13 protein-coding genes are annotated in these 16,264 nt (G+C 48.8%); 9 read left to right on the top strand and 4 right to left on the bottom strand.

The window, feature by feature from the left end; all coding sequences use genetic code 11:
• Positions 1-36: 36 nt before the first annotated feature.
• The gene (locus AC5JLP_RS16195; RefSeq protein WP_496068963.1) at positions 37-756 is read right to left on the bottom strand and encodes an esterase/lipase family protein; all 720 of its coding nucleotides are present in this window, start codon (positions 754-756) and stop codon (positions 37-39) included.
• A gap of 535 nt (positions 757-1,291) precedes the next feature.
• Between AC5JLP_RS16195 and AC5JLP_RS16200 the strand changes: the two genes are divergently transcribed.
• The 3 genes from AC5JLP_RS16200 to AC5JLP_RS16210 all read left to right on the top strand — a co-directional run bounded on the left by AC5JLP_RS16200 (position 1,292) and on the right by AC5JLP_RS16210 (position 4,026).
• Positions 1,292-2,377 (top strand): hypothetical protein, encoded by a 1,086-nt coding sequence (locus AC5JLP_RS16200; protein WP_496068964.1) that lies wholly within the window; start codon positions 1,292-1,294, stop codon positions 2,375-2,377.
• 72 nt (positions 2,378-2,449) lie between these two features.
• On the top strand, positions 2,450-3,556 hold the full coding sequence (locus AC5JLP_RS16205; protein ID WP_496068965.1) for a bifunctional heptose 7-phosphate kinase/heptose 1-phosphate adenyltransferase: 1,107 nt from the start codon (positions 2,450-2,452) through the stop codon (positions 3,554-3,556).
• 203 nt (positions 3,557-3,759) lie between these two features.
• The gene (locus AC5JLP_RS16210) at positions 3,760-4,026 is read left to right on the top strand and encodes a hypothetical protein (RefSeq protein WP_496068966.1); all 267 of its coding nucleotides are present in this window, start codon (positions 3,760-3,762) and stop codon (positions 4,024-4,026) included.
• Between the two features lie 24 nt (positions 4,027-4,050).
• Here the strand turns inward: AC5JLP_RS16210 and AC5JLP_RS16215 are convergent, their stop codons facing one another.
• Both AC5JLP_RS16215 and AC5JLP_RS16220 read right to left on the bottom strand, forming a co-directional pair.
• Entirely contained in the window at positions 4,051-6,837 is a 2,787-nt protein-coding gene (locus AC5JLP_RS16215) for a WD40 domain-containing protein (protein WP_496068967.1), read from the bottom strand.
• Positions 6,838-6,942: 105 nt separating this feature from the next.
• Positions 6,943-10,239 carry a peptidoglycan-binding protein gene (locus AC5JLP_RS16220; RefSeq protein ID WP_496068968.1) on the bottom strand — a complete coding sequence of 1,099 codons (3,297 nt, stop codon included), beginning with the start codon at positions 10,237-10,239 and terminating at the stop codon, positions 6,943-6,945.
• Positions 10,240-10,359: 120 nt separating this feature from the next.
• On the opposite strand from AC5JLP_RS16220, the gene AC5JLP_RS16225 reads away from it, so the two are divergent.
• The 5 genes from AC5JLP_RS16225 (at position 10,360) to AC5JLP_RS16245 (ending at position 14,583) form a co-directional block, all read left to right on the top strand.
• Positions 10,360-10,866: a GNAT family N-acetyltransferase gene (locus tag AC5JLP_RS16225; RefSeq protein WP_496068969.1), complete on the top strand. Its 507-nt coding sequence runs from the start codon at positions 10,360-10,362 to the stop codon at positions 10,864-10,866.
• A 113-nt stretch (positions 10,867-10,979) separates the two neighbouring features.
• Positions 10,980-11,186, top strand: coding sequence for a glycogen debranching protein (locus tag AC5JLP_RS16230; RefSeq protein WP_496068970.1), 207 nt, complete (start codon positions 10,980-10,982; stop codon positions 11,184-11,186).
• A 565-nt stretch (positions 11,187-11,751) separates the two neighbouring features.
• Positions 11,752-12,834: a photosystem II q(b) protein gene (gene psbA, locus AC5JLP_RS16235; protein ID WP_496068971.1), complete on the top strand. Its 1,083-nt coding sequence runs from the start codon at positions 11,752-11,754 to the stop codon at positions 12,832-12,834.
• Positions 12,835-12,986: 152 nt separating this feature from the next.
• The gene (locus tag AC5JLP_RS16240) at positions 12,987-14,387 is read left to right on the top strand and encodes a DUF6745 domain-containing protein (protein WP_496068972.1); all 1,401 of its coding nucleotides are present in this window, start codon (positions 12,987-12,989) and stop codon (positions 14,385-14,387) included.
• Positions 14,368-14,583, top strand: a complete 216-nt coding sequence (locus AC5JLP_RS16245; RefSeq protein ID WP_496068973.1) for a type II toxin-antitoxin system HicB family antitoxin — start codon at positions 14,368-14,370, stop codon at positions 14,581-14,583. The genes AC5JLP_RS16240 and AC5JLP_RS16245 overlap by 20 nt, the downstream gene beginning before the upstream one ends.
• Before the next feature lie 86 nt (positions 14,584-14,669).
• Here the strand turns inward: AC5JLP_RS16245 and AC5JLP_RS16250 are convergent, their stop codons facing one another.
• Positions 14,670-14,819: a hypothetical protein gene (locus tag AC5JLP_RS16250; RefSeq protein WP_496068974.1), complete on the bottom strand. Its 150-nt coding sequence runs from the start codon at positions 14,817-14,819 to the stop codon at positions 14,670-14,672.
• A gap of 256 nt (positions 14,820-15,075) precedes the next feature.
• Here AC5JLP_RS16250 and aroC point away from each other — a divergent pair, with 256 nt between their 5' ends.
• Positions 15,076-16,245, top strand: coding sequence for a chorismate synthase (gene aroC / locus AC5JLP_RS16255; protein ID WP_496068975.1), 1,170 nt, complete (start codon positions 15,076-15,078; stop codon positions 16,243-16,245).
• The last annotated feature ends 19 nt before the right edge of the window (positions 16,246-16,264 follow it).

Raw genomic sequence — 16,264 nt, forward strand, 5'->3', positions numbered from 1 at the left:
CCAGAAACTTCTTTTGCCTTCTACCCTCTGCCTCGACTACACAAGATACGACGTCCAGCGTTCTAGCAACCCAGGTGATCCATACCAAACTCGATCGCCTCTTGGAGAGTGCATCGCGCCATCGAGAATCAGATTTTCGGCTCCGTTTAAATGAGCGGCCTCGATTGGGGTGATGCCGTCCCCCCACGTGTTCCCTTGTCCGCAGGTGAGTTTATAGCTACTGTATGCCAACCAACTGCGCCAGCGATGCTTTCCAAGAGTTGCTCTGCGATCGCCATAAACTGCTTTTCCTGCCACGCACACATAACGCACATCAGGATAAAACGCACCGGGATAGCTGAGATTCACGAAGTCAAGATTTTTGCGCGTCCAGCGTTCCAGACTAGTATGAGGGGTGCCGAGTGTGATGAGGGTTGCGACTCGATCGCGGGCAGACCAAACGCAATCATCCGCATCATTAGGATGGATACAGTAAGGCTTTTCGCCCAGATAAATGCGCGACAGCCACCCGCCAGCAGAATGTCCAATGAGCGTCATTTTGGGAACACCATACTGTTGAATGACTTGCTGCACGGTGATATTCAGGATTCGCAGAATGGGTGCCACAGATCGCCCCCCGATCGTCGGCACCCAATCTTGCCAGCGAAGCGGTACTGTCACTGTTGGGAACCCAGATGCCCGTAGCGTTTGTTCTAAAGTGCGGTACTCGACAGCACCCGCAAGATAACCTGGCAAAATGACGATCGGTCGTAACATGGGTAATTTGAAGATTGAACATTCGTAACTCCCTTAAAATCTAAAGCGTTTTTGCACACAATAGGAAGTAGCTATCAGCCGTCAGCCATCAGCGCAGGAGTTTTGAGTTAAGACAGCTATCAGCCGTCAGCCGTCAGCCGTCAGCCGTCAGCTTTTTAGCCGCTCCTATGCCTTCGGCAGGCTTTGCCAACGGGAAGCAAGCTACATCCTTTAGCCTTCATCCTCCATCCCGCCTCCCCTGCCCCCTCTGCTTCCCCTGCCTCTCCTGTTCCCCCTTTCCCACTTTTCTCTCCTCACACCTCACTACCCACGGTTTCCAAACTGGCAACAAAGCTCAACCAGTTCAGCCACGAGCGTTAAGATTTGAGCAGGGCGTTTCTATCGATCACGTTATTCTAAGTAAACGGACACCGTTACACTGAACATGCTGAATGGGCTGAAAGCTGACCGCTGATTGCTTTGAAAGAGCGTCAGTTTAATTACAGACTTCTACTTAGTTGCCTTACCCAGTGCCCCACGACTGAACCTATCTGCTATGTCCAATTCTTTTTTGCCCAAAAAAGCGCCCAATGTTTTGAACCAGGAAACGCTGGAAAGAGCACTGGTGGTACTGCGCCAACCGTTTGCGATTGCCGTTCTCGCATCATTAGGGCTACATGGTCTGCTGTGGGCAGCGTTGCCGAACATTCTGGCTGAGACAGCAAAGGAAGCAGACACGAAGCAACGAGTTCGGACTATAGAGTTGTCGCCGGCCGAGCAAGGTCAACTGCCATCGCTAGGTCTTACTGCGATACCGCCAACGCTGTTGCCTACCACTCCCACCAAGCCAGCACAGTCAAACACCAAGCTGCCCGATCCCAAGCGGTACAACGATCCATCCCTTTACAACTTTCCACTGATTCAACCGCCACCGCCCGACGTTTTTCCCTCGTTTGGGCTACCGCCAACCACGTTTGATTTCAATCCACCGACGGTTAAAAAGACACCGAAGTCCTCTCCCAAGCCCACAACCAAGCCCACAACGCCGTCTGCACCACCGAACGAATCGAGAGCCGCAACGACACCAGATAAAAATTCACCTGGGGAGACGAATACACCCGTTGACCCCAACGCACCTGTCAGGCCAGAAACACTTTCATCTCAGCAGGTTGCTGCGCTACAGAAAGACGCTGAGCGATCGCGCCAACTAAGAAGCCTCTACGCCTTCAATGGTCCGACCAGTCTCACAGAACGTTCTGAGATCGGAAATCAGAATGCAACCAAGCTTTTTGAGTCTGCTGATAAATTGTCTGGTGGTAACTACAAGAAAACACATTTTGGAGTTCCATTAGGTAACGTTATCAGCGATCTCTTTCCAAAAGAAGCATGTCCTTACGTTAAAACAGGAGCGATAGCTTCAGTTGCCGCAATTGTTAAGCCTGATGCCCAACTGGCAGAACCGCCAAGCATTTTAGTGCCTTCAGGATTCAAAGGGCTTGATGATCTTGCAATCGACTACGTGGCAAAGAAAGATTACACCAAAGCAGAAGGGTTCAGTACCGACGGAAACTATCAAGTTCTTCGATTCAACTTCTTCTTCGATCCTAAATCAGCTTGCCCTACCTCTGATAATCCTGCTTAAACGACTCAGTTCATCGCAGATATCTACGCAAGCGTTGTCAGAGTGACGTGTGTGCCCCTAAATACGCTACTCTTGGCTGAGATAAGATGGGTTTCGTTATTTGGCTCCGTGCGATCGTCTATGGTTTTTGATGCGTCTTTTGCAGATCAGCTTGCAGCATCGGCTGAGCGGCTGTTTTACCTGATCAATCGCTTTCACGAAGCGACCGTTTTAGTGGTGGGCGACCTGACGCTGGATGAGTTTCTCACCGGGCAGGTCGAGCGGCTATCGCGTGAAGCACCCGTCCTCATTATTCGCCATGAGACGACGCGACAGGTGCCGGGTGGTGGAGCCAATGCCGTCTATAACTTTGCGAAACTGGGCGCGCAGGTGAAAGCGGTAGGGCTGTTGGGCGTTGATGACCAGGGCAAAGCACTGCGGGGCATTTTTGAAGAGGCAGGTATTGATACGCAAGGCATTTTTCTAGATAGCGATCGTCCCACCGTCACCAAAACACGCATTTCCGGTCATGCACGCCAGTCTGTAACTCAGCAAATTGTAAGGGTCGATCGCAAGTCGGATGCACTGCCCAACGAATCGCTTCAGCATCAGCTTGCTGACTACATCCAGCAGAACATTGGGTCGGTTGATGCGGTCGTTTGTTCTGATTATGGCGATGGTACGCTGACGCAACCCGTGATTGCTGCGGCACTTGCCCATCCGCTCTGCGTTGTGGATGCTCAAACCAGGCTCGATCGCTACAAAGGCGCGACGGTCTTCACCCCCAATCTGCCCGAAGCCGAGCAAGCCGTTGGCTATTCCCTGGTTGGCCCATCGGTCAATCCTTTTGACCTGACGCAACTTCAGCAAGGTGGACACGATCTCTTGCAATTGACGCAGGCGAAGCAGGCATTGATTACCCGTGGCGAAGCAGGCATGAGTTTGTTCGATCGCAATGGCACTCAGCACCACATTCCTGCCTTCAACCGCACCGACGTTTTTGATGTAACGGGTGCGGGGGACACCGTCGTGGCTGGTTTTACGCTAGGGCTAATCGTTGGAGCATCGGCGTGGGAAGCAACGGTACTCGGTAATCTCGCTGCTAGCATTGTCGTCCGGCAGTTTGGTACGACACCCACAACCCAAACTGAGATGAAAGCTGCACTGCAAGCGCTTTTAGATAAAGCACAGCAGGCGTAAAAGGTAAAAGGCAGAAGAAGGCAGAAAGCAGGAGGCAAAAGACAGAACAACTCAAAACTTCTCCGTGCTCCCCTCGCGCCCTTGTCTCCCCCTGCCCCCCCGCCCCCACTCCCTCTTAAAAAAAGGCATTTAGAATTTCTTAATAGTACAAATATACTGTTTTGTGTGTAGAATACTCACAGCAGAACATTGAGGAACTTTCGATGCAACCAGCACTCAACTTCTCGCTCGAAATTGTGGATGGCGAACGTCTGGGCAAGCTCGCTGTGCCCTACGTTCAGATGGCTCGATGGCTGAACTTCTTAACCTCGCCCCATTACGGCGCTGAAATTATCTTCGCTGAGCAAGGTAGAGATGGCGTGACTATCTATTTCGATGCTTGCGAGGGCATGTATAGTTATTTGAGCGATCGTATCCACCCTGAAGCTAAAGCTCCACAGCGAGAAGCATCCCTGCCAATTGCCAGCTAATGCTCGCCTTCTGATGCATAGTGGTTAGGTTTGAGCATTCACGCTGGCGCAAAACTCACGATCTTTAGGATCAGCGCTAGGGTTTGTGGTCAAGTAGTCGTGTAACCAGGTACAACTCCGTTGAATCAGTGCATCCAGGTTGAGGTTTGCTAAATTCCAGATCACAATTTTTCCGTCATCACTGCCCGTTGCCAGAGTTTTTCCATCAGGGCTAAAGCTCAAGCCAAAAATGCTGTTGCTGTAGCCTGCTAGGGTAGCCAGCAGCGTACCATCACGTTTCCAAAGCTTAACAGTGCGATCGTCACTGGCCGAGGCAATGGTCTGTCCATCTGGGCTAAACGTTACTCGGTTAATAATGTCTTTATGACCGCCAAAGGTCGCAATGACAGTACCGTCTAGTTTCCAGAGATTGATTATCTGATCAAGACCAGCAGATGCAAGTACTTGTCCATCAGGGCTAAAGGCAATACTGCGAACGCCGGCCGTAAGCGTCGGGAACGTTTTCAATAGTTTGCCATCGAGGCTCCAGAGCTTAATGGTTTTGTCACTACTGCCAGTGGCGATCGTTTTGCCATCGGGGCTAAAACTAACATCATTAACTGTATCTCCATGCCCACACAAGATTGTGGAGAGTGTGCCATCGCGTTGCCAGAGCCGCACTGTCTTGTCTACGCTGGCAGAAGCAAGTAACTGGCTGTCGGGGCTAATGTTGAGATTAACGATGAGATTCTGCCCCTCAAGGGTTTTGAGGAACATACCATTGCGATTCCATAGTTTTACCGGTTCCATACCGGCTGAGGCGATGAACTGTCCGTCAGGACTGAGTTGAACGGCAAATACTCTATCGTGATGTCCTTTCAGAGTTGATCGTAGTGTTCCATTGGGCTTCCAAAGCTTGATGGTTTTGTCACTACTGGCAGAGGCAAGAACTTGTCCGTCGCGGCTGAAACTAAGGCTATTTACAGCTTTCTGATGCCCAACGAGAATTGTCATCAGGCTATTGTCTTGCTTCCAAAGCTTGATGGTGCGATCCTGGCTTGCTGTTGCAATAAACTGCCCATCAGGGCTAAAACTGACTCCATTAACGAGTGAGCTATGCCCATAGAGTGTGCCGAGCAGTGTACCATCCTGCCTCCAAAGTTTGACCGTTTTGTCGCCGCTGCCGGAAGCAATAATCTGATCGTCTGGACTAAAAGCAACACCATAAACCGCATCAGTATGCCCACTAAATGTTTTCAGCAGCGTCCCGTCGCGCCTCCAAAGTTTAACGGTATTATCGACACCGGCTGTCGCGATGACCTGATTGTCATGGCTGAAACTAACTTCACTGACAATGCCACTGTGTCCTACAAGCGTTTTGCTTAATTTACCGTCAGATGTCCAGAGTTTTACTGTACCGTCATCACTAGCAGTTGCTAAGGTCGTTCCGTCTGAAGTAAACCTAACACTACGGACACGTAGACTATGCGCCCCGAAACGTTTGAGCAGACGACCATCTCGATTCCATAGAATGACTGTACCGTCTATGTCTCCTGATGCAATCGTCTGACCGTCGGGGCTGAAATCAACCGCCGAAAGTCCACTCTGGTGCCCGTTGAGCGTTTTCAGTACTTTACCGTCTAATTGCCACAATCTCACGGTTTTATCGTTGCTGGCAGAAGCAATCATCTGACCGTCTGGACTAAAACTGATATCTCTTACAACACCTTGATGTCCCTCTAGGGAGGCAATGAGTTGCCCATTCGGTTTCCACAATTTGATTGTTTTATCGCCACTACCCGAAGCAAGTAGCTGCCCATCAAAGCGAAACCGTACTTGCCCAACCCAATCTTTATGCCCCTCTAAGCGGTTTTGTTCTCTAACTCGGTATACCGCTTGCCCAAACGTCGTTAACACCTCATTCCGGGTCTCTTGCTGCGCCCAGTTTGCTTGCTTTAGTAGCCTGGCTGTACGTAATCCTTGAATCAGTGCGTCAAACTCCCGATTTAAGGTAAACATTGCCTCTGATGTGGCACGGAGAGCGTTTATTTCACCAATCACGGCTTGCTTGCGATGATCTTCGGCGATTCGATACTGTTGAAACGCAACTAACCCAAGCACTGATGAAACAACTAACCCCAGCGTGACGCTGGCAAGCACTAATTGCTGCCGTCGAGCGTCTGTCTTTTGTCGTGCGGTTTCCGCTAAGCGGCTCGTGATGACGTACTCTTGCTGTAGTTCGATTGGGTACGGCGCTGTATGCCGCCCATCCGCAAGCCATTGCTCTGCCCGTTCAAGCACATTGCCTCGCATCAGCCAGCTCTCGTCGCGGTTTTGCTTTTCCCACTCGATCGCCGCTCTTAGCAGACGAGTGTGAAGGCGGACATGCTCCAAATCGGTGTCAAGCGCTTTTAACAACGTTTGCAAGGCGCTGTCAAAGTCATCACGATCGCGGAAATAGATCCAATTGAGTGCTGATAGGCTTGGGTGAACGTCTTTGGCATCTACATCCTTTCGCAAAATGGGCAATAGCCGCTTGTTCAGCTTAATTGCCTGCTCCAATTCGATTCCACATTCAGCGGAGTTAAGCGAGTCAGGGCTAATGATGAATAAAAATGTGTCGCCTGCAATAATTCCGTCAGAAATTTCTTGTCGCCATTCTGCATTCGGCGGAATACTGTCCCAATCAACCCAAGCAATTCGATTGTTAGCTTGAAGGGCTTCCCAAAGCTGTTGGACAAAAGCTTTATCACGGCGCGAGTAAGAGATGAACGCTTCATAGTTCAACTTAGCCGTGTGAGAACTGGGTTTCGGTGGATTGGGTATAGACATGTAGCGTTCTACCTAAGGGAATTGAGAAGCTATAAATTCGTGCTTAAGTTTAGCTTGAAGCAATACGCAAGCTAAGTTACGACACTTTATGCTGTCTGACGAATATCATCTAGAAGTAATTGTGTCGCCCAAATTTGCTGTCCACGCGTCAGGAGAACTGAGACCAAACTGTTTGCTCTCAACCCATTCGGACTTGATGAGCGACCACCAATCTCGCGCTAAGCCGTTCAACACGTAGTCGTAGGGAAGCCAGCCGTAGCCGCCTTCGCCCCAGTTTACGCCCCACGAATTTTTAATCAGCAATGCGCCTGGGTTCGTTGCATTTTTGATTTGCTTATAGTCGTTGTAGCCAACGGCGATCGCGGCATGTCCTCCTTCCTGCTTATCATCCAGCGTGGGATACGGAATATGTCCCGGTGGATTGGTTTTGTCGCGAATCGAGTCGTAGACCGTAAAGCCAAACATACAGGGAAACCCGCCGACCAGGATAGTTTTAATTTGCGCTAACAGCTCTCGCGCAGGCATCGCGGCACCATCCAGGCGAAAGTAGGTAATTGTCTGGTAGTTTTGGGCAAAGGCGTAGCAAAAGGCAGAGGGGTCATCGTCAAATTTTGCTTCATCGTAGGGGCAATATTCTTCTGGCGGTACACCAAACAACACCATTGCTTTCATGGTTTCGCGCACCGATGCCCCTGTATCCCCTTCACGGTGCATCAAGTTACGAGTGACTTTGTAGAGAAAGCGGCGGGACGCATCGAGCGCATCTCCAAGGCTCTTCTTTTCAAAGTATTCAAGTAACGCAACGCCAGCATGAGCAGTACACGCATCAAGTTCGCCTTGATCTTCTACTTCTGAACACCAGATACTGAGATCGACCGAATCAGGAAGTATGAGATAAGTGGTGTTGCATTCTTCTGCCTGTTGAGAAAGCGCACGATACATTTTTCCAGTCACCGGAAGCTGTAGTGAGCAGCGATCGCAGTTAAGATCGACTCGGATGAAGGTCTGATCTCCTCTGGGTATAGCGTTAATTTCGCTGTTTTTGTTAGTACCAGCTTGTTGAGCTTTTCCTGATAGCGTAACATAGCGCTCGGCATTGACAAAAAGCTGCTCTTTAATCCATTTTTTTACTACTTCTACCAATTGAGTGGGTTGGTTTATTTGGCTGATGTCCTTCTCTACAGACGGAGTAGATTTGTGGAGGGCAGATGTCACCAGCGGTTGTAGTTGTTCAAACATATCTAAGCCCACGCTTGATAGCTCCTGCTGCCTAAACTCCGCTTTAAGAATAGCCAGAGTTTCCACCAGGGATTCATACTCTTTCGTGAGTCTGTCAATATCTCCTGAAACATCAACAATTAAGCCGTTTAGAATACGACTAATCTCTTGTACTTGTGAAAAATATGCAATCACTCTAAAGCGCCTCAATCCATCTCTAAAGGCTTCTTTAGGCTCATTATATTTACCAATTGGAGAAATGAGATAGGCGATCGCTTTGGCGATCGGATACAGCGTGAAGCGAAGAATCAATTCAAGGAATTGTCTAGCCAAAGCCTGCTTTTCTTCTATGGTTTTGCTAGATTCATTAATCTCTTGAGCGATTTTCTTTAAAGCTACCTCGCTGCTAGAGTCTAAAGCATTAACTGGTATCACTGGCTGAACCATCTCAACCCAGTGCACAGAATTAGGTGGTTTAGAAACGTCCTGAATGCTTAAAACAATTTTGTCGATTGTCTCAAAAATATGAATTTTACTGAAATAGCGAATCAGTCCCTCAAGTCCACCTAGATCAGCAATCAAGCTGGCAGTGAGATCATCTGGCAATGGCGGCTCCAAATTGACAAACTTCTCTTGGGACATCTTCTGTAACTGCTCAATGTCAGCTAACTTGAATTTGCCGTCTGGTTCAGGTTCTCCTCTTGCTACCTGAAAACGCTTTACAGCTTCCTGTGTGATTTGCTCATCAAAGTAACCCGTTGTGGGAGCATCGTAGTATCCCAGTGCTCGCAAGCGCTCTTGAATGTACGTGATGGCTGGTTGAGCCACCCCTGGCTGGTAGCTTGGATAGCGAAAAATATTACTGGAAACATATCCTTTTCCCTGCTCTAACCAATCAGCCAGCCGTAAAAGTCGCTTCGACTCAGTGCTCATTCCGTTCTCGCTGTCTGAAGGCTGATTGACAATATTAACCAGTGACTTATAGCTAGTTTTAAGCGCCTCTTCTAGAAACTTACTATCAACCGGAAGTGTTTTATCTATACAGGTAGCCAGTTGAATCAAAACCTCAATAATCGGTTCAAGACGCTTTTGTAGTTTTTCTTCGATCTCCTTTAGTACAGGTAGTACAGGTTCTTGACCATCAGCTTTTTTACCACTTTCATCAAAGAGAAATCGATCGATATCCTCCAAGCCTCCCAACTGGTTAATAATATTAGGAATTCCACCTTCCTCTTCCTTGATTAGTCTAAATATGTATTTTTTTAGCTCTTTAAACCGTTTTTTTGGCACTGGAGCAGAAGGTAGTACTCTTCGCAGATCTTCATTTTCATACTTCTTAATTAGCTTTTCCCAAGTTTCCTGGTCAACAATTGCCTCCTCTCTACTTTTTTCTTTTGAAAATTCTTTTTGAAATTCTTTTTGAAAATCTAGAACAGCCTGAGAGGTCTTAGTACCAAACAAACCAAGCGGCTTATCAACTTCAAACGAATTAGGTGGAGCTTCAAGTAGCGCTTGAATATAAATAACACCTGGACCCGACACGCCCGATCGATACTTGCTGCTGCCTAACTTGCCCACAATTGATATTAAGGCTAATAGCTCTGCTTTGGTGACAGCCGTGTAAATACCCGTTGGGTCAAGCTCTTGATTGATTTGAAATGCTTTGACCGCTGCCTCAGTTGCTTTACCAAAGTGACCTGGATCATCCGGTTCCAGGAGGTCTTTTTCTTGATCGTCTTGATTACTTGCTTTCGATGGCTGCTTTAAGCTGTCCAAATCCAACAGATTATTCCTGTAATCAAATTGGTTATTGTCCAATTTCAAATAATGCAACTTTTCGAGGTTATTCTGTAAATCCTGTACTGCACTACCTGAACTACCTAAAGATAGAAAACCATCAGTGAATGTGGCAGAAACAAAATGCAACTTAGAGTCAATCTCTTGTGTAAACTCCTCTTCTAAAATTGACAAGCTATGAGTAATATTGGGATCTACTATTGAGGTGGGGCTCTCTGGTGAGGGTTTCAAAATTTTAATGAGGTCGAGAAATTGTCGAGCACGATCGACCTCACTACCACCGCTGGACTGCTGGCTCTTCTGAATGTTTCTTACGTTGTCGTGCTTCAGGGTGCAATCTCTCACATCCGGGTAGTCAGGTACCCAGCCCATGCCTTTTTTACCCATGCTTGCTCCAGGTTGCGTTGCTCAAAAAAATGAGGCACGATGCAGTGTGCTGCTACTTGTATAACGTGTTCGTCTAAAATAAAAATGGTTTTCTAACAAAAATTTTGGGTCAAGGAATAAATGGTTGCCACACCCGCAGAGGTGATGTTGCGTTCAGCGACCCCTGATGATGCGTCTGTTTTGTTCAAATTAATTCAAGCTTTGGCAGACTACGAGCGGTTATCGGTTGCGGTAACGGGTACGCCAGAAGCGCTTAGAGAGCATCTATTTGCTTCCCGCCCTTATGCAGAAGCGATTCTGGCAGAGGTGGACGGACAAGCTGTGGGCTTCGCGTTGTTCTTCTATAACTATTCAACCTTTTTGACCAAGCCTGGAATTTACCTGGAAGATTTATTCGTGTTGCCAGAGTATCGACGCTTAGGCATCGGTAAAGCGCTGCTGAACCACTTAGCGCAACGTGCAATCGCCGAAAATTGCGGACGGTTAGAATGGAGCGTGCTGGATTGGAATGCACCCGCGATCGCCTTTTACGAAAAAATGGGAGCCACTGTGTTACCCGATTGGCGCATCTGCCGGGTGACGGGAGGGGGGTTGGCGTTGATGGCTCAAGTAGATGCTGATAGCTGATAACTCAAGCGGCTGCTAGCTGAATCATTGCGTATTGTTCACGGATGCTTGAGAGCAGTGAGAAAATCCTAGAATTAACAGGCAAATGGGTTCACTCTCAGGAGGACTTGATCGTGTCTATTTGGGTAAACGAACAAATTGATCCATCCGGCATCCTGTATTCGTGTATTGCGTGCTGCGATGAAGACCACGCGCAGGATTGTCATCAATCGTTCCAAAACAACTTGACTGATGAACAAATTGCAGCAGGGTGGATTGCTCGCCTTCGTACCGTTACTTCGTGGGATGACGTGCCTGCAAATGCATTGAAATTAGATTGATCGCGATTTATCAATTAGCAGCTTAGCTTAGTAAGAAGCTGATCGCTGATTGAGAGCGCTAGCTGCCTCGTCGCCATACGGGGTGCCGCTTACGCTAGGTCGTTTGGGAGCGCCGTTCTAAAGCGTTTTGCAGTAGAGTTGGTTTGCTTAAGCATGCTCAATTAAGAAAGATTACTGTTGGTTACAATTGCGTTAGTAAAGAGCCTGATTACTTAATTTGCACGAGCACCATCCGTGCTTGCTAGAAGGTCTGCTAGGTATGAATCATACAGTTCTTAAGCGCGCACTCTTTTACTTTGATAGAGTTACAAATATTCAATAAGTTTGTTGTGCCGTATTGGTTGACTTGTACGCGAAAACGATTGGATCGTTTATGTGGCGGTAGGTTTTGGACTGTAAACAATGGTTGCGATCGTGTTAATGAATATTCACTAACAGCGCAGAAAAATCAAAAAGAATCTCAATACTATAGGAGTAGGTAAGAAATACCTAGATAGAGTAGACCTTGCCGAACATTCATTCTTGGCTACGGATTTTCCTGTAGTTTCTAGCAATCATTACCACTATGACAACAACCATTCAAAGACGCGAAAGCGGAAGCGCATGGGATCGGTTCTGCAACTGGGTCACCAGCACCGACAACCGCCTGTATGTAGGCTGGTTCGGTGTGTTGATGATCCCCACTTTGCTATCTGCAACCATCTGCTTCATCATCGCCTTCATTGCAGCCCCTCCTGTAGACATTGATGGCATCCGTGAGCCTGTTGCTGGCTCTTTGATGTACGGCAACAACATCATTTCTGGTGCCGTTGTGCCTTCCAGCAACGCGATCGGCTTGCACCTGTACCCCATCTGGGAAGCGGCTTCCTTAGATGAGTGGCTGTACAACGGTGGTCCTTACCAGTTGGTGGTGTTCCACTTCCTGATTGGCATCTTCGCCTACATGGGTCGCCAGTGGGAACTGTCCTACCGCCTCGGCATGCGCCCCTGGATCTGCGTCGCTTACTCGGCACCGTTGGCTGCGGCTACGTCAGTGCTGTTGATCTACCCGATCGGGCAAGGTTCCTTCTCTGACGGGATGCCCCTGGGTATCTCTGGTACCTTCAACTTCATGTTCGTGTTCCAAGCCGAGCACAACATCCTGATGCATCCTTTCCACATGTTGGGTGTAGCGGGTGTATTCGGTGGCAGCTTGTTCTCCGCGATGCACGGTTCCTTGGTGACCTCCTCCTTGGTGCGTGAAACCAGCGAGAACGAATCGGCGAACGAAGGCTACAAGTTTGGGCAAGAAGAAGAAACCTACAACATCGTGGCAGCTCACGGCTACTTCGGTCGGTTGATCTTCCAATACGCCAGCTTCAACAACTCCCGCTCCCTGCACTTCTTCCTGGGTGCATGGCCCGTTGTGGGTATCTGGCTGACGGCTCTGGGCATCAGCACGATGGCGTTTAACCTCAATGGGTTTAACTTCAACCAGTCGGTGTTGGATTCTCAAGGTCGTGTGGTAAATACCTGGGCAGATGTGCTAAACCGCGCCAACCTGGGTATGGAAGTAATGCACGAGCGCAATGCTCACAACTTCCCGCTTGATCTCGCTTCTGGCGACGCAACGCTGGTTTCGATGCAGGCTCCCGCGATCGACGGCTAATTCCCTCGTCTCTCGCTAACCAAAAGCGCTCTCTTTACGGGGGCGCTTTTTGCTGTAAATAACGTTGTATTGAACGTGGTTTCTAACCGATGTCTGCGATTGGTTTGAGGGAACAATTACCTTGGTCATAAAATTTGCCAAGGGTTAGCAGAATGCCACAGATTCAGTTTCTCACTCCTGAGCAAGAAGCTCTGATTCCCGAATATCAGGAGAAATGGCAACGTATTTATTTGTCAACTGAACCGATCGATCGCATCCGAGCCGCAGCGGCCGTCAAAGGGGCGTATGCGGTCATGGGAAAAAAAGAACCCGAAGTCATTTTCTGCGCCAGTCCTCGTGAGGCGTTAGAGCGTCTGCAAGAAAATGTTTCACAAGTAGAAATACCTCAAGACAGCGTGAGGGTTTCTCCAGAAGAGATTCAGAGCAATTTCTTTAAGTTCTTTGTACAAGGAATTTGGGAAACGATCAAGATTCAGCTTAAACAGCAGCACGCAGGTACAAAACCGATTCACACTTTGCTGAAAGACGTTGCCCATGATGCATCCACGTCTTTGAGAAAGCACGTTGATCACCTTCTGCCCAAAGATCTGACCACTCAAGAGATTGTTGAGCAGGCGGTTCTCGGCTCATCTCCACTTTTTGAGACGTTGGGCAAACAAATGGCTCATCGTGGAGATGCTGAATTCGCAACAACGCTTCAGGATAGGCAGCCAGAGGACTGGCAGGAAACTTTTGTTTCAACAGCTTCTGCCGTTGAAAGTCAGTTAGCGTGGCTTCCAGCTAAAGGGCTGTTCTTTCGCAAGTGGCTGAAGCAGATGTTGCAAAGTACACTGACCGCAAAAATTTGTGGTTTAGAGCATCCTCGCTTTCAAGATCTAATTTCCATTTCGTTATCTCTTCCAGAGAAAAAGTTTTTAATCGAAAACCCACCTGTCATCATCTCTGACTTCGCAATTTATTGCACTTGGTCTGACTTTGCTTTTTCAGTGCTGAATTTTGCACATAGAGCCAAAAAATGGGCAGCTTTACAAGGACTGGTCAAACATTGCGGCTGGATTTTTGCCGTAGATAATCTCTGTATTGTTTGCGATCGCCCAACAACAATCCTTCTGGATAACGATCATCAACTTCATGGTGAGGGCGAACCTGCACTGCAATTTGCCGATGGGTTTGTTGCCTACGCCTATCACGGCATTCCTTTACTTGAGAAATATGGCATCGTTCATCCAGGTCAATGGCAAGCTCAGTGGATTTTGGAAGAAAGATATGAAAACTTGCAGCAAGCCCTAGTTCAAGCGATCGGAGCCGTTCGTTTATGTCAGGAGTTACCTGTTTTAGAACTGGATACACGACAAGACTATACGCTTCTCAAGCTTGAAAATGTAGAGGTCAGAGATACTCACATTCTGAAACGAATTGATTCTGAGACGGGCGCTATTTATGCTGTGTTTGTGCCCTGGCGCATTAAGACAGTACGATCGGCGATCCAATACGTCAATCAAAACCTCTCCCCAGAAGACTTTCCAATGCCTAATGATGATGCTCAAGTATGAACTAATCCTGTACTGGAGCGACGCTGATCAAGCGTTTATTGTCGAAGTGCCAGAACTACCTGGTTGCATGGCGGACGGTGAAACGTATCAGGAAGCAGTGCAAAATGCCGAAGTTGTGATCCAAGCATGGATTCAGACGGCACAAGCGTTGGGGCGATCGCTCCCAGAACCCAAAGGTCGGCTGCTGTTTGTCTGACGGTTTTATTGCCCACGTCCCGGCTTGCAATCTGCAAACCCTAATGCCTCTGTATCGAGAAAACTGGCGATTCTCTTACAGAAACACTACGTGAACGCCATTTCAATGACCACTTCAATGGGATACTCAATTTCAGCCGCACGAGCAATGAGAGCCTCTCGAATGCGCTCAGGCAAGCGACCCAAAATGACTTCAGCATCAGTTAGAGAAAGTTGCTCCTGAAGGTTGGCTTGCATCGCTTCACCGCTCGGCTGGATTTGCGTATTCTAAGGACTCGATCGCGTTCGCATAAAAGCAAAAGGATGATGGCAGAGAAATTCCTATGGATCGTAGATTAAATAACACCGGAAACTCAAGCGTAAGGGTTTAGCATTCGGCAGGTGCGCCCTTGGTCATAGCAAAGATTGTTGCCCGAATGCTAAACCCCTACAGATTATTGGTTCTATTGATGAGTTCTCGCTCCGGTAGATTCTCCTACGCCCTTTGCTGACAATGGTTTCATCTTCGCGATCGCAGCGGTCGATCGCCGTTTTCCGCTACGATCGCAATCTCACAATTACTCCATCACGCATCATGGGCAACACTTTTGGACATCTCTTTCGCATTACCACCTTTGGCGAATCGCATGGCGGCGGGGTGGGTGTTGTCATTGATGGGTGTCCGCCTAGGCTAGAGATCTCGGTTGAGGAAATTCAGGCAGAGTTGAATCGGCGCAGGCCGGGGCAGAGCAAGATTACCACGCCGCGCAATGAAGCCGATCAGTGCGAAATTCTCTCTGGCATGGTTGACGGCAAAACGACAGGTACGCCGATCGCCCTCCTCGTTCGCAACAAAGACCAGCGATCGCAGGACTATGACGAGATGGCAGTGAAGTATCGCCCCTCTCATGCCGATGCCACCTATGACGCTAAGTACGGCATTCGCAACTGGCAGGGTGGAGGACGATCGTCTGCACGAGAAACCATTGGCAGAGTGGCAGCAGGGGCGATCGCCAAAAAAATTCTTCAGCAGGTTGCAGGGGTTGAAATTATTGGCTACGTCAAGCGCATCAAAGATCTGGAAGGCGTGGTTGACCCCGAAACCGTGACGCTGGAGCAGGTGGAGAGCAACATTGTGCGCTGTCCCGATCAGGATGCCGCCGACCGCATGATTGACCGTATTGAGCAGGTGCGGAAGGAAGGCGATTCGATCGGGGGCGTAGTGGAATGCGTGGCCCGTCGCGTTCCCAAAAGCCTGGGCATGCCTGTTTTCGACAAGTTAGAAGCCGATCTGGCGAAAGGGGTGATGTCCCTTCCAGCCAGTAAAGGCTTTGAAATTGGCTCTGGCTTTGCGGGGACGCTGTTGACGGGCAGTGAGCACAACGACGAGTTTTACACCGATGAGCAGGGCACCATTCGCACCGTGACGAATCGATCGGGCGGCGTGCAGGGCGGCATCTCCAATGGCGAGAACATTATTATTCGGGTTGCCTTTAAGCCTACTGCGACGATTCGCAAAGAGCAGCGCACTGTGACAAAGACAGGCGAGGAAGTAACCTTGGCTGCCAAAGGTCGCCACGATCCGTGTGTGCTTCCTCGTGCTGTGCCAATGGTTGAGGCAATGGTTGCCCTGGTGCTCTGTGATCATTTACTGCGTCAACAAGGGCAGTGTGGCGTGTTGTAGCCAACGTGATCGTTAAACA

The organism is Stenomitos rutilans (genome assembly GCF_059505485.1).

Bases quoted from the DNA above. Each gene is read 5' to 3' on its own strand.
- AC5JLP_RS16195 (WP_496068963.1), bottom strand. From the start codon at position 756: ATGTTACGACCGATCGTCATTTTGCCAGGTTATCTTGCGGGTGCTGTC.
- AC5JLP_RS16200 (WP_496068964.1), top strand. From the start codon at position 1,292: ATGTCCAATTCTTTTTTGCCCAAAAAAGCGCCCAATGTTTTGAACCAG.
- AC5JLP_RS16210 (WP_496068966.1), top strand. From the start codon at position 3,760: ATGCAACCAGCACTCAACTTCTCGCTCGAAATTGTGGATGGCGAACGT.
- AC5JLP_RS16215 (WP_496068967.1), bottom strand. From the start codon at position 6,837: ATGTCTATACCCAATCCACCGAAACCCAGTTCTCACACGGCTAAGTTG.
- AC5JLP_RS16220 (WP_496068968.1), bottom strand. From the start codon at position 10,239: ATGGGTAAAAAAGGCATGGGCTGGGTACCTGACTACCCGGATGTGAGA.
- AC5JLP_RS16225 (WP_496068969.1), top strand. From the start codon at position 10,360: ATGGTTGCCACACCCGCAGAGGTGATGTTGCGTTCAGCGACCCCTGAT.
- psbA (WP_496068971.1), top strand. From the start codon at position 11,752: ATGACAACAACCATTCAAAGACGCGAAAGCGGAAGCGCATGGGATCGG.
- AC5JLP_RS16240 (WP_496068972.1), top strand. From the start codon at position 12,987: ATGCCACAGATTCAGTTTCTCACTCCTGAGCAAGAAGCTCTGATTCCC.
- AC5JLP_RS16245 (WP_496068973.1), top strand. From the start codon at position 14,368: ATGATGATGCTCAAGTATGAACTAATCCTGTACTGGAGCGACGCTGAT.
- AC5JLP_RS16250 (WP_496068974.1), bottom strand. From the start codon at position 14,819: ATGCAAGCCAACCTTCAGGAGCAACTTTCTCTAACTGATGCTGAAGTC.
- aroC (WP_496068975.1), top strand. From the start codon at position 15,076: ATGGTTTCATCTTCGCGATCGCAGCGGTCGATCGCCGTTTTCCGCTAC.